We start from the raw sequence: 18,167 nt of genomic DNA on the forward strand, positions 1-18,167 counted from the left end.
AGGGAGCCTCATGCCGCCGCCACCCGCCATGATCGAGGCCCACGGCCTGACAAAGTCGTACGGAAGAGCAGCGCCCCCCGTCCTGAACGGCATCGACCTGCGAGTCGACCGCTCCACCGTCTTCGCCCTCCTCGGCCCCAACGGCGCGGGCAAGACCAGCGCCGTACGCATCCTGGCCACGCTCACCACGGCCGACAGCGGCACGGCCCGCGTCGCCGGGTACGACGTGGTCGCCGACCGGAGCCGGGTGCGCCGCGCGATCAGCCTCACCGGCCAGTACGCCGCCGTCGACGAGACACAGACCGGCGAGGAGAACCTGCGCATGATGGCGAGGCTCACCGGCCACTCCCGCACGGACGCGCGCCGCCGCGCCGCCGAACTCCTCGAACGCTTCGGCCTCACCGGGTCGGCCCGCCGCCCCGCCCGTACGTACTCCGGCGGCATGCGGCGCAGGCTCGACCTGGCGGCCAGTCTCGTCGGCAGCCCGCAGCCGGAGGTGTTCTTCCTGGACGAACCGACGACCGGTCTCGACCCGCGCAGCCGACAGGAGCTCCAGCAGATGGTCCGCGAGCTCGCCGCCGACGGCGCCACGATCCTGCTCACCACCCAGTACCTGGACGAGGCCGACCGGCTGGCCGACCGCATCGCCGTCCTGGACCACGGCCGCACGGTCGCCGAGGGCACCCCGCAAGCGCTCAAGTCCCGTGTCGCCGGACACCGCCTCGACGTGGTCCTGGCCGACCGCGAGAGCTACTTCCGCCTCGCCCCCCGCGCCCTGCACCACGCCCCCGCGTCCCTCACCCTCGGCCTGCCGACAGACGGCTCGGCGGCGCACGTGCGGGCCCTGCTCGACGAGATCGACCCGGCCGGGACGGCGGTCGAGCGGTTCTCCCTGCACACCGCCACGCTCGACGACGTCTTCATGGCCCTGACCGCGACGAAGGAGGCGCGGACCACCCATGCCTGAGAACCTTCCCGGCGCACTCACCCGGGCCGGCACCATGGCCGGCCGCTCACTGCGCATCAGCCGGCGCAACACCGATGCGCTCATCACCTCGCTGATGCTGCCCGTCCTGCTGATGCTGATCTTCGTCTACTTCTTCGGCGGCGCGATCGACACCGGCGTCCCGCACTCCTCGTACGTCACCTACGTCGTCCCCGGCGTCCTGCTCCTCTGCGCCGGCTTCGGCTCCGCGAGCACGGCGGTGGCCGTCAGCGAGGACATGAAGAACGGCATCATCGACCGCTTCCGCACCCTGGACATCGGCGGCGCGACCGTCCTCGCCGGCCACGTCGCCGCCAGCACGGCCCGCAACCTGGTCTCCACCACGGTCGTCCTGGGCGTCGCCCTGCTGATCGGCTTCCGCCCCACCGCCACCCCGGCCGGCTGGCTCACCGCACTCGCCGTCCTCCTCGCATACATCGTCGCGCTGTCCTGGCTGTCCGCGGCGATCGGCCTGCTCGCCAAGACCCCGGAGGCGGCGGGCGGATTCACCTTCCTGATGTCGTTCCTGCCCTACCCGAGCAGCGCCTTCGTCCCTGTCGACTCCATGCCCACCTGGCTCCACGGCTTCGCCGACCACCAGCCGATCACCCCGGCCATCGAGTCCCTGCGGGCCCTGCTCCTGAACCAGCCGGCGGGTAACGCCCCGTGGATCGCGCTGACCTGGGCCGGGGGGCTGCTGCTAGTCGCGATCGGACTGTCGGGGGTGCTGTTCCGGATACGGACGCGGTGAGGGTGGGGGCCCGCGCTCAGGACGTGAGCACGGTGGCGGCCGGCGGATGGGCGCGGAGCCACCGCGCGTAGGCCGCGGCCACCTCGTCCGTGGTGGGCTCGCCCCTCAGCCCCAGGGTCCGGTGCGCTGCCGCCAGCACACCCTTGATGCGCGAGGCCAGCCGAGGGAGCTGCGCCCGGCCCGACTCCCCCGTGAGCCCGTGAAGGACCAGCGCGGCCCTGATCACATCCGTATAGACGGACTGCGCCTGCTTGTAGGCGCGAAGCACGGGAAGATCCGTGTGCCAGCCCCGGGAACTGCCGGGCCTGGCGCTCTCCACCGCTCGGCGCCACACCTCGATGATCCGCGCCTGCTCCTCGCACGGATAGTGCATCAGGTGGAGGTGGGTGGCCAGGTCGTAGAGCGGATCACCGACCATCGCCAGTTCCCAGTCGATCGTCCACAGGTCGTCGCGGGCGTCGACGACGAAGTTCTCCCGGTGCAGATCCCCGTGGAGCAGCGCGAACGGGCGCGGCACCAGCGCCTCGGCCGCCGCACGGAGACCGTCGAGGGCGCCTCCGGGTATCCCCAGGTCCTGGAAGAGTGAGCGGTAGCGCGGCAGATGCCGTTGATAGATGTGGACGTCCGTGAAGTCGATCAGCTGGGTGAGAAAGGCGGTCGAGTCGTCCTTCCAGCCCACGGGGAGCCCCTCGGCCGCCAGCCCCACCGCCGCGACGACCGCCTCCGGCCGTACCGAGACGAGTTCACCGAACAGAGCGCCGAGCTGGCCGGCGTGACGCTCCGACAACGCCCTCCCGGGAGGGCAGGCCTCGCCGAGCGTCCGCCCCTCGACGAAGGTGTAGAGGGAGAGTGCCTCCCGGTCGATCACTGCGGGGATGCGCGTGATGCTTCCCTGCAGGGCCCGGACGAGTGCCTTCTCCGAGGTGAACGCGCGCAGATCGAACCAGAGCAGCCCGGCTCGCGGATCCCGGCACTTCCACCAGGTCTGCCGGTCCGAGCCGTCGGCCGCCGGAAGCGGAAAGGCGTACGTCTCATGGTGGTAGCCCTTGAGCGGGCCCACCAGAAGCGCTTCGTCGGACACGAGCGCGGCCGCGCGCCGCCGGGCAGCGGACTGTCCCGCGTCCGCCCGCCCTGCGGGCGGCACCAGGTCACCGGGCCAACAGTCCCGCATCACCGTCGCCCCCGGCCGAAGGCTCCCGGCACGGAGGGTGGGTGCACCGGTGATCGGCCGTGGACCATCGGGGTACGGCTTCCCCCCGCGCTGAGATCCATACAGGGACGGTACAACTTCCTGCCGGATCAACGCACTTGTGCGTCCAAAGCCGCTGCTCCGTCGGCCAGTACCGCCATGGAGTCCACGACGGCGAGAGCGCCGGCGTCCGTCAGAATTCCCCGCCCGGCCGGTGTCCGGTGATAGCCGATGAACGGCATGCCGATCGCGCCGGCCGCCCTCAGGTCGGCCGTGGAGTCACCGATCATCACATGACCGGCGACACCGAGGCCCGTCGCGGCGACGACCTCGTTCAGCGCCCAGGGATCCGGCTTCATGCGTCGCGTATCGGCGTCGCAGCGCCCGATGACCGGCCCGCCCGCGAAGTACCTGTCCAGCGCAGTGCGTTCGAGGTGGCGCCGCACCGCGTCCGCATGGTTGTTGGACGCGACGGCGAGCCCGCGGCCCAGCCCGTGCCATGCGCGGACGAGGCGATCCGCCCCGGGGGTGGGGGTGGCGTGTTCGGCGGCCTTCAGCTCCCGGGCGGTGAGCGCGTGGCGCATCTCCACGACGATCGCGCGTGCCCGGTCCGGGGCGCCGGGGCGATTCGCCAGGCGGTCGTACCACCGGAAGACCCCGTGCGGGTCCGTGTTACCCCGCACCTCGTCCGGTACGGGGCCGTGGTGCGCGGCGATGTCGATGAGCTCGTCCGCGATCAGGTGCGCTTCGCTGGTCCCGCCGCCGCCTTCGCTGACGAAAAGCTGGGCCATGGGCCCGTCGAAGTCCCAGACGATGCACTGGGCACGGGCGAGCAGATTCCACGCCCTCCGAACGGCCGGGACCTCAGCACGGGCAGTGGCAGGGGCAGGGGCACGGGCAGGGGCAGGGGCACGGGCAGGGGCAGGGGCAGGGGCAGGGGCAGGGGCAGGGGCAGGGGCAGGGGCAGGGGCAGCAACTGGGTACAGCACGATCAGAGATCCACCCTCGTGGCCAGGTATTTCCAGTTCGAGTCGAAGAACGCCTGGCACTTCTGCACGACTCCGCGCCTGTTCTCGGCGTCGTCGTTCGATGCACGGTACGGAAAGAGGGTGGCTCCCGTGCCGTACGCGTCGTAGATCCCGACTTCCTCACGGCCCGGAAGGAGCTGGATGGTGCCCACATCCGGGACGTAGAAGCCCTGAAGTGCCAGGTGGCGGTTCAGAATGTACAGCTTCACCTGGGGCGAGAACGGCACCACTCGCACCTCGACCTCGACTTCCGGCGCGGGGGTGCAGCGCTGGAGCTCGTACAGCGCCTCCTTGAACATGGTCGCGTGGCTCTGCAGGATCGCCTTCAGCCGCTGCCGCACGCGGGGCTCGTCCGTACCGTCGATCCGGCGGGGGATCGCCAGATTCGGGGAGTCGCAGTCCGGAAGCATCAGGCGGGCCTTGATGCTGCGAGGCGGCGGGATCTCGCCCTCCATGATCCGGTCCTTCTGGTCCGACACCCGCTTGGTCAAGGACTCCGTGGTCATCGAGAAGACGTCAAGGGTCACTTCGGGCGCTTCGAACGCCTCGGCCAGATAGGGCTTGAGCATCACGGGCGTGACGCCCTCCGACTCCACCGCCCAGGTGTCGCCGCCGCCTCCCCCCTCGACGGAGCCGGTGGCACGGGGCGCGGCGCGCCGGCCGTCCTGCGCGCCACCCCTCACGAAGGACCCGCTGCCCTGGCGGGTGACGATGAGCTCGTCCCTGCGCAGGCGCTTCAGCGCCTCGTTGATCGTCGCGAGGGATACGCCGAATCGCTCGGCGAGCTGCGCCCTCGTCGGCAGCCGGTCGCCCGGACCCCACTCCTCGCTGTTGATGCCCTGACGCAGCTCGTCGGCGACGCGCTGGTAGGCGAACTCACCATCAGCCAGGTCATGCTCACGATTCGTCACATCACAACCATACAACCGCCTGCCGGGCGAGGGGACTTCGGGTGCACAACCATGAAAATCACATGGTCGCCTTCACGACCAACCAAACCCGAGCAACCATACAAGTTTACGACTACTCATTCGCAGGGAAACCTACACTCAAGCCAACCAGTCAAATCGAAGAAGTTGATGGGTTGTAGGTACACAGGCAGCGTCCACTCGGCACAACGAAGTGCGAGCACCGACGCCCCTTCACCGCCGGAGGAGTGATCGTCATGCCATTCGTCACGCTGGGGATCGAGCAGATCGTGCAGTGGAAGTACGGGCTGATAGGGGCGGTGGGCTTCACTCTGCTGTCCTTCGGCCTGAAGGCGGGCATCCCCAACTGCGCCTGCGCGGGCGCCCTGATACTGGCCCTGCTCCTGGTCCCGTCCGACGCCTGACGAGGACGCGCCCACCCCGCACGCCCCCAGGCCCACTGCGGAACCGGACCCTCGCCCGAGGGCCGTTGGCGCCGATCACCCCGCCCGCCGGCGCGAGGACCTCACCGGAGCATCACACCAGCCCCATTGAACTGCGGAGACGATCTCGGCGGACCCTCACTCACGATTCGGGGTCGACCCCGGAAGCCTCGGCATCCGGAATCCGGGGGATTGCAGTCCCTGTTCGACTGGCCCAGGATGCTGACGGCATCGGCCGTCGGGTCCCGGCCGGGGCCCACCGTGCGGCTCATCACCGGGGCTCAGAACATAAGGGGAATCCGTGGTCAGATCCGTGCTGCGCCTCACCGCAGCATTAATAGGCGTACTCACCCTCGCCTTTTCCACCACTGCTTCAGCATCCGTGGAGCCGTCCGCGCTGCCGTATCCCACCAGGTCGGACTATCGCATCAAGGGAATCCAGCCGGATGGCTGGGCGAACAAGGACGAGATCGCCGGCAACAACGCCGGGGGCGTTGCCATGAACCTCGTCTGGCCGTCATGGGAGCAGAGCGTCAAGGCGGCCCCGTGTGCCGCCACGGAGCAGGCGTACGACGGCCACTGCTTCACCGTCCCGCCCGAGGTGGACACAGCCGTCAAGGAGTGGACCGCCCGCGGGCTGGTCGTCACCGGCGTTGTCTACGGCACGCCCGCGTGGGCACGACAGGGACGTGCGTGCTCGCCCGCAGGGGCGGGCATGGAGATCTTCTGCGTACCCAACAATCCAGCCGACTACGGGCGTTTCGCCGGAATGCTGGCCGAGCGCTACGACGGACTGCACGGGCACGGCCGGGTCGCGGACTTCGTGATCAACAACGAGGTCAACTCCAACGCCTGGTTCGACATCGGCTGCGGCCAGGGCGTTGCGTGCAACACCACCGCCTGGCTCGACCAGATCGCGGCCAACTACAACGCCGCCTATGACCGCATCGTCAGCGAGCAGCCGACCGCCAAGGTGCTGACCTCGCTGGACCACCAGTTCGGCAGGGAACTCGACCGACCGGGCGCATCCGACGCGACACTGTCCGGCATGACCGTGCTCGAGGGCCTGAACGCCCGGGCGGGGTCGCGCCAGTGGAGGGTCGCCTTCCACCCCTACCCGCCGAACCTGTTCAGCCCCTCCTCCACCGCCGACGACTACCCCAAGGTCACCTACGGCAACATCGGGGTCCTGCTGGGATGGCTCCGTCAGCGGTTCCCGGACAAGCCCCATGCCTGGACCGTCCAGCTCACCGAGAGCGGACTCAACTCCGGCGACCAGTCCAACGAGGCCGCCCAGGCCGACATGCTGTGCTGGAGTTTCCGCAACGTGCTCGGCACGCCGGGCATCGAGAGCTACATCTACCACCGCATGCAGGACAACGCGGCCGAGGGTGGTCTCAAGCTCGGCCTGCGCCGGCAGGACGGTACGGCCAAGCCCGCATGGGGGACCTGGGCGCGGGTCAATCGCAACGACCTGTCGCCGCCTCAGCTCTCCTGCGGTTTCGAGAACCTGCCGTACACGGAGCTGACGCGCGGCAACAACTCCAGCCGGGGCCACGTCGCCTCCTCCAGGGCGCTGCCGGTCGGATTCGACGTCGAAGTCGTCTGGAAGCTGCTGCGCAACCAGCAGCCCGGCACCGTCATGCTCTACGAATGCAGGATCGGCGGCCACTCGCTGCTGACACGTGACCCCGGGTGTGAAGGCCAGTTCCCCCTGGGGCCTGTCGGACACATTTACACCAGCCAGGTGTCGGGCACCGTTCCCCTCTACCGCTGCTACCAGCCGTCCAGCGGGGACCACCTCGTGTCCTCCAGGTCCGACTGCGAGGGCTGGACAAGGGAGTCCCTGCTCGGGTACGCCATCCAGTGACGTCGTGAGCCCCCGTCCGGGAGGACGGGGGCTCACGCTCACGCGGGAACGGCCCCTGCACGGACGGGGGCGGGGCGGTGTCCCGGACGCCGCCCGGCAGGCGGGACTTTCGAAACACGCTCTAGAACACGTCCGGGCACCAAGCCCGCCGCCCCGCCCGCAGCACCCCGTCCGCCCGGGCCGCAGCACCCGGCGTCAGTTCCTCGATTCGGCCCAGGTCCTTCAGTCGCAGGGGCGGCTCGTCGCCGAGGTACAGCGTTCCCAACTCCCGTACGTCCATGGCAAGATCGGCCGACCGCGTCGTCTGGGTGCAGGTGGCGCCGTCCGGCGAGGCCTCCAGGTGGAAGCGGCCCGCGGTGAGGCCCGTCGCGTCGTGGATGTCCAGGACGAGGGAGCCGGGGGTGGCGTACGTGCGGGCCTCCAGGGCGCGGACCACGTCCAGGATGCGCACCCACATGAAGTCCGCGTGCGTCACCACGCGGGCCGCACGCGGGTCCGGGAGGAGGAGGGGAAGCAGGTCGTCGGGGGCGCGGTGGCCGGTGCGGATCGTGGAGATCCAGTCGACCGAGCAGAGGAAGTGCCAGAGCGCCCGCTCCGCCGCCGGGGTCGCCGCGATCATGCTGTGCACCGTCGCCCGGTTCAGCGGCTGCTTGGCGTCACCCCAGTTGTTGTCGGCGCGGTAGATCAGCAGCCCGTCAACGCTGCCGTCGGCACCGCGGTAGACCGCGTAGAACGGCTCGGTCCAGTGGTCGTGGGGGAAGAGCGACTGACCGGTGGCGAGGTCCCACCAGCGTGCGTTGCGGCTCACCACCCCGTGCTGCCGGGCCCGCAGCCGGTCGTGCAGGGCCGGGCCCAGCTTGCGTACGTCCGTACCGTCCACCAGGTCGATCCGGCCACCGTCCCCGGCCGACGGGACCCGGCCGTGCGGGTCGAGGCCCGTGCGGGGGACGTCGACCTCCCACTCCGTGGTCCAGGCCGCCGGTCCGAATCCGTACCGCCCGTAGATCGGGTACTCGGCGGCGATCAGCGTGGCGGCCACGTCGCCGCGCTCCTTCGCCGCCGCCAGGTCCGCGGCCATCATCCGCGAGAGCAGCCCGCGACGCCGGTGGGTGGGCGACACCGTGACGTTGGTGACCGCGTCCGTGGGCACCGTGGCGCCGCCGACGACCGTCAGCTCCTGCGCGAACGACCGGAACGTCGCCACGCACCGCCCCGCGTCGAACACCCCCTGCGTGCGCGCCAGGTCCAGGAGCGGCAGCCGCCCGGCCACCTCCTCGTCCGACGGGGTCGGGGCGCGCAGGAAACCGGTGTTCAGGGCGCGCAGCCAGTCGTGGAGTTCGGATTCGGTGACGGTGCGGGCGTCAAGGTTGCTCATCCGCCTCACGCTAGATGCGGGCGCCGCAGATGTCGTCGGCTTTTCTGCGCCGGTCAGAACGCCGCCCGGATCTCCCCGACCTCCGCGCTCCCGCCCATCAGCGGGGCCCGGCCGATCCGCGACACCACCGGGGCGTCGATGCCGAGCAGCCCCAGCACGCGGGCCAGCACCGGGCCGAGCGCCCGGGTCGAACCGTCGTCGATCTTGAAGGCCAGTGCCCGGCCGTCCGCCAGCGCCACCGCCTGGACCGCCTCCGCGCCCATCTTGGACAGCGTCCCCGGCACCTCCCGCATCAGCCAGGTGTCGGGCCGCCGCGTGCCGGCCACGTACTCGGGATGGGCGCGCATCGCGTCCGCCACCCGGTGCTCGGCCGTGCCGTGCTCCGCCGTGACGAACGTACGGAACGCCCGGGCCAGACCCACCAGGGACAGCGCCATCAGCGGCGCCCCGCAGCCGTCCGTACCGACCGCGGCGACCGGCTCGCCCGCCGCCTCCTCGACGACCCGGTGGACGAGCTGCTGGAGGGGGTGCGCCGGGTCGAGGTAGGTGGCCGGGTCCCAGCCGTTGTGCAGGCACACCGCGAGCATCGCCGCGTGCTTGCCCGAGCAGTTCATCGTGATCCGCTCCCGGACGTGGCCCGCCGCGAGGTACGTCTCCGCCTCCACCGGGTCCAATGGCAGATCGGGCGGCGTCTGCAGATCGTCGGGCGACAGCCCGTGCTCGGTGAGCATCTTGCGTACGAGATCGAGGTGGAAGCCCTCGCCCGAATGGCTCGCGGCGGCCAGCGCCAGCCGCTCCCCCGACAGGTCGAGACCGGCCCGCAGCACCGCCGCGGCCTGCATCGGCTTGTTGGAGGAGCGCGGGAAGACCGGGGCCGTCGGATCGCCCAGGGACATCTCCACGCTGCCGTCCGCGGCCAGGACCACCAGGGAGCCCCGGTGATGCCCCTCCACGAAGCCGGACCGGACCACCTCCGCCAGCACGGGAAGGCCGGGAGCCGGGCCGGATATGCCGGACGGGGACGACGGGGCTGTGCTGGAGGTCATGGTGGCCTTCCGGGGACGGGCGGGACCCGCCCCCGGAAGGGTCGCTTCAGGCGAGCAGGTCGTCTACTTGTGCTTCCCCGTCACGGTACCTGCGGGCGATCTCCGCGCTGCAATCGTCCGCGGTGTGCTGGAGCCGGGAGCGGCGCCGGGAGACCTGCTGTTCGTAGCGGACCAGGCGTCCCATCGCGGTGTGCAGCTCTTCGTCCGTCCGGGCGTCGAGGTCGGAGAGTTCGACCTCGGCGAGCGTCTCGGCGGCCAGCTGCCGGTACTCGTCGCTGCGCGGCGTGCTCAGCGTGACGTGCCGTGCGGAGGAGCGGTGCAGCGACGGGGTGTCCGCGAGGATCTCCGAGAGCCGGTCCACCACCGGGGACTCGGGGTCACGCCGCCGCGCGAGCTCGGCGCGCAGGATGTCGATCCGCCCCTGGACGAGCCGCCGCACATAGCTGAGATCGGCCTCGTCACGCTGCGAGTCCCGCCGCAGTCCGCGCAGCTCCGGCAGGCGCAGAGCCCCCAGATCGAGGGGGACCGATGCGGCGGCCCCGTCCTCGCACCCGTGCCCGGTTCGCTGCACGGGTGGGCGCATGGTGCTCGTACTCGTACCGGTCTTGCTGTTGACGCCGGGGCGCGCGACCGGCACTGCGCCCGGGGACTGCCCGGTTCCATACATGCTCATGCTTGTGTCCATCCCCTCGACCGGTGCGTCGGCACACCGTCTCCGTGCATCGTGCCACTCCGAGGGGCCCCGTGGAGTTGCTCTGTACCCGTTCAGCCCAAGATAGGTTGGTCTGTATGCGTGCAGTGGTACAGAGGGTGGACGGTGCGAGCGTCACCGTGGCAGACGCCGCGAACGAGGGCGGCGGTTCGGCGGTCGTCGGCGAAATCGTCGGCGAGGGGCTGTGTGTGCTGGTGGGAGTCACCCACGGCGACACCGCGGAGAAGGCGGCCCAGCTCGCCCGCAAGCTCTGGTCGGTCCGCATTCTGGAGGGCGAGAAGTCCTGCTCCGATGTGAATGCACCGCTTCTGGTGATTTCGCAGTTCACTCTCTACGGGGACGCCCGCAAGGGCCGCCGGCCCACGTGGAACGCCGCGGCACCCGGCGAGATCGCCGAGCCGCTGGTCGACGAGGTGGTGGCGCAGCTGCGGGCGCTGGGCGCACAGGTGGAGACGGGCCGGTTCGGGGCGGACATGCGGGTCTCGCTCACGAACCACGGCCCGTTCACCGTCATCGTCGAGGTCTGATCCGGCGGGGGCCGGCCGGGGCCTACGGTTCGACGACCGTCTCCTGGGCCGCCGCCGTGTCGCCCGCCAGCAGTTCCGCGTCCACCGCCACGTTCCGCTTCACCAGGGCCAGGGCGATCGGCCCCAGCTCGTGGTGGCGTGCGGAGCTGGTGATGAAGCCGAGCTGACGGCCCTCCGCCCCGTCCGCCGCGAGCCGCACCGGGGTCCCGTGTCCGGGCAGCAGCACCTCGCTGCCGTCCAGGTGCAGGAAGACCAGGCGCCGCGGCGGCTTGCCGAGGTTCTGCACCCGGGCCACGGTCTCCTGGCCCCGGTAGCAGCCCTTCTGGAGGTGGACGGCGCCGGGGATCCAGCCCAGCTCGTGCGGAATGGTGCGGTGGTCGGTCTCGAACCCGAGCCGCGGCCGGTGCCCCTCGACGCGCAGCGCCTCGTGGGCCAGCACCCCGGCGACCGGACCGTGCGCCGCCGCGAACGCCTCCAGACCCTCGCGGGGCAGGAACAGATCGCGTCCGTACGGCGTCTCCCGCACGGTGGCGCCGTCGGGGGCCTCGGCGATGGAACCGGCCGGCAGATACACCACCGCGTAGTCCTCGGTACGGTCGGCGACCTCGACGCGGTAGAAGAACTTCATCGACTCCAGATAGGCGATCAGCTCGCCCTGGGTGCCCGGCTCGACGTGCATCCACACGGTCTCGCCGTCGTCGACGAGATACAGGGCGTGCTCGATGTGCCCGTTCGCCGTGAGGACCAGGGCCTCGGTGGCCTGGCCCGGGGCGAGGTCGCTGACGTGCTGGGTCAGCAGGAGATGCAGCCACGCCAGCCGGTCGCTCCCGGTGACGGTCACGACCCCGCGGTGCGAGAGGTCGACGAGACCGGAGCCGTCGGCGAGGGCACGCTGTTCGCGGAACAGGTCGCCGTAGTGCGCGGCGACGCCTTCGTCGCGGCCCTCGGCGGGGACGGCGCCGGGCAGGGACAGCAGGGGGCTCTTCATGCGACCAGCGTACGACTCGAATCAGGCCTGGGGTCCGGCGGCCGAACCGGCGGCCGCTCCGGCCGCCTTCGCCGTGCAGTCCGCACACCGGCCGAAGATCGCGAAGTGCTTCATGTCCGTCTCGAAGCCGAACGTGCCGCGCAGCTTCTCGGTGAACTCGGCGACGACGTCGACATCGGCCTCGATGACGTTCGTACAGTCCCGGCAGACCAGGTGGATGTGGTGGTGGCGGTCGGCCAGGTGGTACGTCGGAGCGCCGTGGCCCAGATGGGCGTGGCTGACCAGATCCAGCTCCTCCAGGAGCTCCAGGGTCCGGTAGACGGTGGAGATGTTCACGCCGGACGCGGTCCGGCGCACCTCGGACAGGATGTCGTCGGGCGTCGCGTGTTCCAGCGTGTCCACGGCTTCCAGGACAAGCTGTCGCTGCGGCGTCAGCCGGTAGCCGCGCTGCCGAAGATCGGTCTTCCAGTCGGTGCTCACCACAGGCTCCAGTCTAGGCCGGGGCGAGCCCACGGCCCCAGGTGTCCGTGGAACGGGCCTCGCGGACTACTTGAAGAAGGCGATTCCGTCGTCCGGCAGGTCGCCGAGGCTCTTCGCCATCGCCGCGACATCTTCCGGGGTGACGACCTTCTTCAGGTGCGCCGACATGTACGGCCGCAGCTCGACCTCGGGCGTGGACTTCTCGCCCACCCACATGAGGTCGCTCTTCACGTAGCCGTAGAGCCGCTTGCCACCGCTGTACGGGCCGGAGGCCGCCGTCCGGGCCACCGCGTCGGTGACCAGGTCGATCTGCGGCTTCTGGTGGGCCAGCTCGCCGTACCAGATCTCGATGACGCCCTGGTCGCGGGCCATGACGACCTCGACCTTGCGGTCCTTGTCGATGCGCCAGTAACCGGACTCGGACTCCAGCGGCCTGACCTTGTTGCCCTCGGCGTCGAGCACCCAGGAGTGCGAGACGTACTCCAGGAAGTTCCGGCCGTCGTGGCTGAAGGAGACCTCCTGGCCGAAGTTGCACTTCTCGGCACCGGGGAAGTCGGACACACCCGCGCCCGTCCAGTTGCCCAGCAGGAAGGCCAGCGGGACGAGGTCCGGGTGGAGGTCGGACGGGATCTCGATCATGAACGGCTCAATCGATCTGTGAGGCGGAAGGCGGAAGGCAGGGGCGCCGGGTACGGCAGGGGTCAGCGCTGGCCCTGGTACAGCTTCTTCACGGTCAGCCCGGCGAAGGCGAGAACGCCGACGCAGACCAGGACCAGCAGGGCGGAGAAGAATGCCTCAAGCACGGGAGCTCCTTGAACGAGCGGTATGGCGGCAGTACAGGGCCGGGCCCCAGCCTAATGGGTGGGGTCCCGGCCCGCCGGTTCGGGGCGTGCCGCGGGGCGGGTCAGCCCAGCAGCTGGTTCTGCAGGATCAGTGTCTGGCGGAAGGGGACCGGTGCGGCGTTCTTCCTGCCCGGTTGTGAGTGGATGACCAGGGCGACCGTGTCACCTGCCCGGATGTAGCCCTGGTGGATCCGGCCCTTGCCGGACCTCGTCTCGCCGTACGTGTAGACCGTCGTGCCGGAGACGGCCGTACCGCCCTCCCACGACTCGTCGAGCTTGAGGTCGGTGGACCAGTCGAGCGGGGCGCCGGGGCCGCTGCTGACGAAGGTGTCGTCGAGGAACGCCTGCGCGAAGGCCGTCGAGTTGAACTGCAACAGGTAGACGCGCGCCTCGGTGCCGTCCGCCACGGTCCAGCCACGCGCCGCGATGTGCCGCAGGGCCGAGTCGTCGAGCTGCTGGGTGAGGTCGGCCCGCCGTTCCTTGCGGTACTCGGAGAGGAACTGCGCCGTGCTCACCCAGCCTCCCGTCAGCTTCTTGTCCGCCGTGGCTCCGGCCGGGGCCGGGAGCAGCAGCTTGCGCAGGTCGGCGTGGTGGACCTCGGCCGTGTTGCCCGTGGTGAAGGGCCGGGGCGCGTCGGCCGGGAGCGCGGGCAGGGTCAGCCGCGGGTACGCCCAACGCCCGTCCGCCTCGGTGGCCAGACCCGGCACGTCGGTGCGCTCCATGGAGGTGATGCTGTACGCCGTACCGGCTCCGAGCCCGCCGAGCACCAGCACGGCCGCGGTCCACCGGGCCACGGCCCGCAGCACCCGGCGCGGGGGCCGGGGCGCGGCGGACGGCGGGAGCGGGGGCGGCAGCAGAGGCACCGGCGGGAACTGGTCCGGTGCGGCGGCGACAGGGGCGGGAGCGGGGGTGGGGGTGGGGGCGGGAGCGGGGGTGGGGGTGGGGGCGGGGGCGGGGGCGGGCTCGATGGCGGCCGGTTCTGTTCCGGCGGCCTGCTCGGCCGTCTGCTCGGTCATACGTACTCCCCCGGGGACGTGATGTGGTCGAGCTGGTCCTTCACCAGCAGGGCGACGCTCGACGTGCCGAACGGCTCGATCCCGCTCGCCGAGAAGCTGAACAGCACCTCTCCGTCGTACGCGACGCAGTACAGGGAATCGAGCTTGCGCTTGTCCTTGGGCGCCCGGAAGCACATGGAGTTCTTCTTGTGGCCGGTGATCTTCGGTCCGTCCCTGAAGACGCCCACCGCGTCGAAGAGGCCGCTCTGGAAGCGGTACATGTCCCGGACCGCCTTCTTGTCCTTCATGCGCACCAGCTGGGTCTCGACCACCAGGTCGTTCTCCTGCGACACGTACGAGCGGACCGCGACACCCTGGATGTGCAGCTTGTCGACCCGCTTCTCCAGTTCCCGACGCTGCTTGCCGGCCAGCCCTCGGGCGCTTTCCTTCATTTCGGCGGCGGCCGCACGGCCGCTGAGCTCGCTGTCGTTGCCGTGTTCCCCGATGTCCGGACCGAGCCGGTAACTCCTCGGGACCGGCAGCAGGAGCTTGCTGAGCGCGGTGGAGGCACGGCCCCGGGGCGCCTCACCGGCCGGGTCCTTGCCGCCGGTACCCGAGGTCTTCTGCCAGACGGTGGTCTCGACCGTTCGGTCCGCGTTGTCCACGGTGATCTTCGTGTACGTCGCCGCACCGGCGACGGCGGCGAGCACCAGCACGACGGGGACCGCCGCGAGAACGACCCGGCGGACCCTTCCCTTGGGGGTGGGTGCGGGCTCGGGCACAGACTCAGGTGCGGGCTCGGGCGCAGGTACAGGTGTCGTCACGTCGTCGTTCACAGGCGCTCCAGCTGTCGCTCGGCCAGCGTCCGGATGTCCTTCTTGCTGATCGGCGCGGTGTCGAACATGTTGATGTCGACCATGACGTCGCCACGGTGGAAGACCGCCCTGGCCCGGTAGACCGGCATGTAGCCGGCCTTCCGTTCGGCCTTGTAGAGGTAGTAGCGACCGCGGCCGCTGCCCTTGAGGGCACTGCCCTCGTTGCCCGCACCACGGTCGGCCACGGGCATGTACGCGCGCTGGCTCTCGGCGTGGTCGGCCGCCGCGGTGTCCACACCCGCGCGGAACTGCACGAGCCAGATGTTGGCCGTGCGGTACGTGCCCTTCTTCCAGGAGGCGGCCGCGACGCGGCGGATGTCGGCCGCCAGGAGCTTGCCGTACATGTAGTCCTCGCTCTTGAAGTCGAGCGCGTAGTCGTCGACCCCCATCCAGCCGTCCGGCAGGACCCCCATGTCCCTGTTGTCGCTCCAGCCGGCCGGCCGGGGAATGATCAGCTTGCGCAGGTCGCCGTCCGTACGGACCTGGCGGTCCTGCGACGCCGGCAGCGGGTCCGGCACCTGATCGGCGGGCAACGCCTTCGCCGGGTACGCGAGATCGGACTGCGAGAGCGCGGTCAGCGGCGTCGGGGCGCGCCCGGCCTGCACGCCGTAGCCGACAGCGGTGCCGGCCGCGATGCCCAGGACGGCGGCTGCGGCGATGATCAGCGTCGTACGGCCACGCGGCCGCCGCTTCACAGGGACGGCCTGCGGCTGGTGCGGCTCCTCGGCAGAGGCTTCCGGGAGCGGCGTCACGGGAGCGGACGCGTCCGGAGAAATCACTTCCGGAACTGCCTGTTCCGCCACCTCCACCTGCACGGGCGGCTCGGCCGGCCCGTCAGGAATGGTGTCTTTCGGATTCAAAATGGGTCCCCCCACGAGACCTGAGGCGCAGATTCCGTTATCTGCGCACCCCACTGACCCGCCGGGCCCCAACGAGGTTGTGCGGCAGAGGATTACAGTTCTGCATATGCCGAAGAAGCTCGTGATCAAGGTGACCGCAGGTGCCGACTCCGCCGAGCGCTGTTCCCAGGCGTTCACCGTCGCGGCGGTCGCCGTCGCCAGCGGCGTGGAGGTCTCGCTCTGGCTGACCGGGGAGTCCGCCTGGTTCGCCCTGCCGGGACGGGCCGCCGAGTTCGAACTCCCGCACGCGGCGCCGCTGCCGGATCTCATCGAGTCGATTCAGGCGGGCGGGCAGATCACTCTCTGCACCCAGTGCGCGGCCCGCCGCGACATCACGGAGCAGGACGTCCTGGAGGGCGTACGGATCGCCGGCGCGCAGGTCTTCGTCAGCGAGATCATGGCCGACGGCGTCCAGGCCCTCGTCTACTGACCCGGCCGGCCCTTCACCGGCCGGCCCTTCACCGGCGGCGCTTCTTGCCGTCGAGCTCGTCCCACCACGCGTCGGACTCCGGATCACCGGTGCGGCCCACGGGGCCGTTCTTGCCGGAGCGGGGCGGGGGGTCGGGCGGCGTCCCGGGCCGGGACCCCGGAGCGGGCTCGTCCCACCAGCGGTCCTCCGGCCCCTTCCGGTTCGCCACCACCGCCGCGACGGGCGGTATCACCATCGCGACCACGCACATCGCGATGGCGGCGGGCATCGACCAGAGCCTCACGAAGGCCCAGGCGGAGATGAAGAGGACGAGGCAGACCCCCATCATCACGAAATAGGCGCGCCGGCGTCGGCGGTACATGCATCCAGCGTAGGCCCGATCGGCCCACCCGGCCGGTCCTGGACCGCACCGGCCGCACCGGCTTCCGCCCACGGCACGAAGGGCCGTACCCCGGTTCAGAAGGCGTCCAACCCCCTGGGGCACGGCCCTTCGGCCGGTCATCGGCAGAGCCGTCACAGTGCCTAGGTCGTGTTTTAGAAGTCCCGTCTGTCTCGCGTGGTCCGGGCGGCCGACGCTACTTCTAAAACACTCCCTAGACGGCGATGGCCACCTCGGAGAGGCCGCCCGTCTGTGCCACGACCGTGCGGTCGGCGCTGCCGCCGGGGACGAGGGCGCGCAGCGTCCAGGTGCCCTCGGCCGCGTAGAAGCGGAACTGTCCGGTCGCCGAGGTCGGGACCTCGGCGGTGAACTCACCGGTCGAGTCCAGCAGGCGGACGTAGCCGGTGACGGGCTCGCCGTCGCGGGTCACGCTGCCTTGGATGGTGGTCTCACCGGGCTTGATCGTCGAAGCGTCGGGGCCGCCGGCCTTTGCTCCACACATGATGTTCTGTCCTTCTGGTCGAGGGTCGTGCCGGTCCGGGTCGGGCGGGCGGGGTTACTTGTTGGCGCCGAGCTCGATCGGCACACCCACGAGGGAGCCGTACTCGGTCCACGAGCCGTCGTAGTTCTTGACGTTGTCGACGCCGAGCAGCTCGTGCAGCACGAACCAGGTCAGGGCCGAACGCTCACCGATGCGGCACAGCGCGATGGTGTCCTTCGCCAGGTCGACCTGCTCGTCCTCGTAGAGGGCCTTGAGCTCGTCGTCCGACTTGAAGGTGCCGTCGTCGTTGGCGTTCTTCGACCACGGGATGTTGCGCGAGCTCGGCACGTGGCCGGGACGCTGCGACTGCTCCTGCGGGAGGTGGGCCGGGGCGAGCAGCTTGCCGCTGAACTCGTCGGGCGACCGCACGTCGACGATGTTCTGGTTGCCGATCGCGGCGACGACGTCGTCACGGTAGGCGCGGATCGACTCGTCCTGCGGCTGGGCCTTGTACTGGGTGGCCGGGCGGGACGGGATCTGGTCGCCGTCGACCAGGTCGCGGGAGTCGAGCTCCCACTTCTTGCGGCCGCCGTCGAGCAGGCGGACGTCCTGGTGGCCGTAGAGCTTGAAGTACCAGAACGCGTAGGACGCGAACCAGTTGTTGTTGCCGCCGTAGAGGACGACCGTGGTGTCGTTGCCGATGCCCTTCTTCGACAGCAGCTCCTCGAAGCCGGCCTGGTCGATGAAGTCACGGCGGACCGGGTCCTGGAGGTCCTTGGTCCAGTCGATCCGGATCGCGTTCTTGATGTGGTTCTTCTCGTACGCGGAGGTGTCCTCGTCGACCTCGACGATGGCGACCTTCGGGTCGTCGATGTGGGCCTCGACCCAGTCGGCGTCTACCAGGACGTCACTGCGGCTCATTCTGTTCTCCTCCGGGGCAGTCTGCGGCGAGATGATGCGAGTG

Annotated in this window: 21 protein-coding genes; 6 read left to right on the forward strand and 15 right to left on the reverse strand. The window is 70.4% G+C overall.

The features are described from left to right. Positions 1-10 precede the first annotated feature (10 nt). Together ACIBJG_RS23230 and ACIBJG_RS23235 are read left to right on the forward strand one after the other, a co-directional pair. A complete protein-coding gene (locus tag ACIBJG_RS23230) occupies positions 11-967 on the forward strand; it encodes an ATP-binding cassette domain-containing protein (RefSeq protein ID WP_399310015.1) in 957 nt (318 codons plus the stop codon). After that, complete coding sequence (locus ACIBJG_RS23235) at positions 960-1,736, forward strand: ABC transporter permease (protein WP_399310017.1); 777 nt, start codon at positions 960-962, stop codon at positions 1,734-1,736. The genes ACIBJG_RS23230 and ACIBJG_RS23235 overlap by 8 nt, the downstream gene beginning before the upstream one ends. Before the next feature lie 16 nt (positions 1,737-1,752). Here the strand turns inward: ACIBJG_RS23235 and ACIBJG_RS23240 are convergent, their stop codons facing one another. From ACIBJG_RS23240 to ACIBJG_RS23250, 3 genes are all read right to left on the reverse strand, one after another. Continuing rightward, positions 1,753-2,880, reverse strand: coding sequence for a phosphotransferase (locus tag ACIBJG_RS23240; RefSeq protein ID WP_399310019.1), 1,128 nt, complete (start codon positions 2,878-2,880; stop codon positions 1,753-1,755). A 155-nt stretch (positions 2,881-3,035) separates the two neighbouring features. Further along, positions 3,036-3,974 (reverse strand): HAD family hydrolase, encoded by a 939-nt coding sequence (locus ACIBJG_RS23245; protein ID WP_399310021.1) that lies wholly within the window; start codon positions 3,972-3,974, stop codon positions 3,036-3,038. Further along, positions 3,917-4,864, reverse strand: coding sequence for a winged helix-turn-helix domain-containing protein (locus ACIBJG_RS23250; protein ID WP_399310023.1), 948 nt, complete (start codon positions 4,862-4,864; stop codon positions 3,917-3,919). Before ACIBJG_RS23250 ends, ACIBJG_RS23245 begins: the two co-directional genes overlap by 58 nt. 254 nt (positions 4,865-5,118) lie before the next feature. On the opposite strand from ACIBJG_RS23250, the gene ACIBJG_RS23255 reads away from it, so the two are divergent. Together ACIBJG_RS23255 and ACIBJG_RS23260 are read left to right on the forward strand one after the other, a co-directional pair. Continuing rightward, positions 5,119-5,286 carry a hypothetical protein gene (locus tag ACIBJG_RS23255; RefSeq protein ID WP_399310025.1) on the forward strand — a complete coding sequence of 56 codons (168 nt, stop codon included), beginning with the start codon at positions 5,119-5,121 and terminating at the stop codon, positions 5,284-5,286. Positions 5,287-5,605: 319 nt separating this feature from the next. After that, complete coding sequence (locus tag ACIBJG_RS23260; protein WP_399310026.1) at positions 5,606-7,174, forward strand: DUF5722 domain-containing protein; 1,569 nt, start codon at positions 5,606-5,608, stop codon at positions 7,172-7,174. A gap of 121 nt (positions 7,175-7,295) precedes the next feature. On the opposite strand, the gene ACIBJG_RS23265 is transcribed toward ACIBJG_RS23260, so the two are convergent. The 3 genes from ACIBJG_RS23265 to ACIBJG_RS23275 are packed head-to-tail and all read right to left on the reverse strand — an operon-like array spanning position 7,296 to position 10,268. After that, complete coding sequence (locus ACIBJG_RS23265; protein ID WP_399310027.1) at positions 7,296-8,549, reverse strand: GNAT family N-acetyltransferase; 1,254 nt, start codon at positions 8,547-8,549, stop codon at positions 7,296-7,298. 53 nt (positions 8,550-8,602) lie between these two features. Continuing rightward, the gene (locus ACIBJG_RS23270) at positions 8,603-9,595 is read right to left on the reverse strand and encodes an asparaginase (RefSeq protein ID WP_399310028.1); all 993 of its coding nucleotides are present in this window, start codon (positions 9,593-9,595) and stop codon (positions 8,603-8,605) included. A 46-nt stretch (positions 9,596-9,641) separates the two neighbouring features. Beyond that, positions 9,642-10,268 (reverse strand): ABC transporter substrate-binding protein, encoded by a 627-nt coding sequence (locus ACIBJG_RS23275; RefSeq protein WP_399310030.1) that lies wholly within the window; start codon positions 10,266-10,268, stop codon positions 9,642-9,644. Between the two features lie 116 nt (positions 10,269-10,384). On the opposite strand from ACIBJG_RS23275, the gene dtd reads away from it, so the two are divergent. Next, complete coding sequence (gene dtd, locus ACIBJG_RS23280; RefSeq protein ID WP_399310031.1) at positions 10,385-10,834, forward strand: D-aminoacyl-tRNA deacylase; 450 nt, start codon at positions 10,385-10,387, stop codon at positions 10,832-10,834. Positions 10,835-10,856: 22 nt separating this feature from the next. On the opposite strand, the gene ACIBJG_RS23285 is transcribed toward dtd, so the two are convergent. The 6 genes from ACIBJG_RS23285 to ACIBJG_RS23310 form a co-directional block, all read right to left on the reverse strand. Further along, complete coding sequence (locus ACIBJG_RS23285; RefSeq protein WP_399310033.1) at positions 10,857-11,822, reverse strand: YgfZ/GcvT domain-containing protein; 966 nt, start codon at positions 11,820-11,822, stop codon at positions 10,857-10,859. Between the two features lie 21 nt (positions 11,823-11,843). Continuing rightward, entirely contained in the window at positions 11,844-12,305 is a 462-nt protein-coding gene (locus ACIBJG_RS23290; RefSeq protein ID WP_399310035.1) for a Fur family transcriptional regulator, read from the reverse strand. A 63-nt stretch (positions 12,306-12,368) separates the two neighbouring features. Continuing rightward, positions 12,369-12,941, reverse strand: coding sequence for an FABP family protein (locus ACIBJG_RS23295; protein WP_399310037.1), 573 nt, complete (start codon positions 12,939-12,941; stop codon positions 12,369-12,371). A gap of 265 nt (positions 12,942-13,206) precedes the next feature. Beyond that, positions 13,207-14,160, reverse strand: a complete 954-nt coding sequence (locus ACIBJG_RS23300) for a hypothetical protein (RefSeq protein WP_399310038.1) — start codon at positions 14,158-14,160, stop codon at positions 13,207-13,209. Next, positions 14,157-14,975: a hypothetical protein gene (locus ACIBJG_RS23305; RefSeq protein ID WP_399310039.1), complete on the reverse strand. Its 819-nt coding sequence runs from the start codon at positions 14,973-14,975 to the stop codon at positions 14,157-14,159. Before ACIBJG_RS23305 ends, ACIBJG_RS23300 begins: the two co-directional genes overlap by 4 nt. Continuing rightward, the gene (locus ACIBJG_RS23310) at positions 14,972-15,790 is read right to left on the reverse strand and encodes a hypothetical protein (protein ID WP_399310177.1); all 819 of its coding nucleotides are present in this window, start codon (positions 15,788-15,790) and stop codon (positions 14,972-14,974) included. The genes ACIBJG_RS23305 and ACIBJG_RS23310 overlap by 4 nt, the downstream gene beginning before the upstream one ends. A 190-nt stretch (positions 15,791-15,980) precedes the next feature. Here ACIBJG_RS23310 and ACIBJG_RS23315 point away from each other — a divergent pair, with 190 nt between their 5' ends. Next, a complete protein-coding gene (locus ACIBJG_RS23315) occupies positions 15,981-16,343 on the forward strand; it encodes a DsrE family protein (protein WP_326659397.1) in 363 nt (120 codons plus the stop codon). A gap of 28 nt (positions 16,344-16,371) precedes the next feature. On the opposite strand, the gene ACIBJG_RS23320 is transcribed toward ACIBJG_RS23315, so the two are convergent. The 3 genes from ACIBJG_RS23320 to ACIBJG_RS23330 all read right to left on the reverse strand — a co-directional run bounded on the left by ACIBJG_RS23320 (position 16,372) and on the right by ACIBJG_RS23330 (position 18,124). Then, entirely contained in the window at positions 16,372-16,704 is a 333-nt protein-coding gene (locus ACIBJG_RS23320) for a DUF3099 domain-containing protein (protein WP_399310040.1), read from the reverse strand. Between the two features lie 232 nt (positions 16,705-16,936). After that, on the reverse strand, positions 16,937-17,224 hold the full coding sequence (locus tag ACIBJG_RS23325) for a DUF1416 domain-containing protein (RefSeq protein ID WP_018490348.1): 288 nt from the start codon (positions 17,222-17,224) through the stop codon (positions 16,937-16,939). Between the two features lie 54 nt (positions 17,225-17,278). Then, positions 17,279-18,124 (reverse strand): sulfurtransferase, encoded by an 846-nt coding sequence (locus ACIBJG_RS23330; RefSeq protein WP_399310041.1) that lies wholly within the window; start codon positions 18,122-18,124, stop codon positions 17,279-17,281. Positions 18,125-18,167: the final 43 nt, after the last annotated feature.

It is taken from the genome of Streptomyces sp. NPDC050422 (assembly GCF_044458665.1).
Lineage (GTDB): Bacteria > Actinomycetota > Actinomycetes > Streptomycetales > Streptomycetaceae > Streptomyces.

Coding starts and splice junctions, on each gene's coding strand:
- ACIBJG_RS23330 (WP_399310041.1), bottom strand. CDS start 18,124: ATGAGCCGCAGTGACGTCCTGGTAGACGCCGACTGGGTCGAGGCCCAC.
- ACIBJG_RS23270 (WP_399310028.1), bottom strand. CDS start 9,595: ATGACCTCCAGCACAGCCCCGTCGTCCCCGTCCGGCATATCCGGCCCG.
- ACIBJG_RS23295 (WP_399310037.1), bottom strand. CDS start 12,941: ATGATCGAGATCCCGTCCGACCTCCACCCGGACCTCGTCCCGCTGGCC.
- ACIBJG_RS23300 (WP_399310038.1), bottom strand. CDS start 14,160: ATGACCGAGCAGACGGCCGAGCAGGCCGCCGGAACAGAACCGGCCGCC.
- ACIBJG_RS23275 (WP_399310030.1), bottom strand. CDS start 10,268: ATGAGCATGTATGGAACCGGGCAGTCCCCGGGCGCAGTGCCGGTCGCG.
- ACIBJG_RS23265 (WP_399310027.1), bottom strand. CDS start 8,549: ATGAGCAACCTTGACGCCCGCACCGTCACCGAATCCGAACTCCACGAC.
- ACIBJG_RS23285 (WP_399310033.1), bottom strand. CDS start 11,822: ATGAAGAGCCCCCTGCTGTCCCTGCCCGGCGCCGTCCCCGCCGAGGGC.
- ACIBJG_RS23315 (WP_326659397.1), top strand. CDS start 15,981: ATGCCGAAGAAGCTCGTGATCAAGGTGACCGCAGGTGCCGACTCCGCC.
- ACIBJG_RS23255 (WP_399310025.1), top strand. CDS start 5,119: ATGCCATTCGTCACGCTGGGGATCGAGCAGATCGTGCAGTGGAAGTAC.
- ACIBJG_RS23325 (WP_018490348.1), bottom strand. CDS start 17,224: ATGTGTGGAGCAAAGGCCGGCGGCCCCGACGCTTCGACGATCAAGCCC.
- ACIBJG_RS23230 (WP_399310015.1), top strand. CDS start 11: ATGCCGCCGCCACCCGCCATGATCGAGGCCCACGGCCTGACAAAGTCG.
- ACIBJG_RS23235 (WP_399310017.1), top strand. CDS start 960: ATGCCTGAGAACCTTCCCGGCGCACTCACCCGGGCCGGCACCATGGCC.
- dtd (WP_399310031.1), top strand. CDS start 10,385: ATGCGTGCAGTGGTACAGAGGGTGGACGGTGCGAGCGTCACCGTGGCA.
- ACIBJG_RS23320 (WP_399310040.1), bottom strand. CDS start 16,704: ATGTACCGCCGACGCCGGCGCGCCTATTTCGTGATGATGGGGGTCTGC.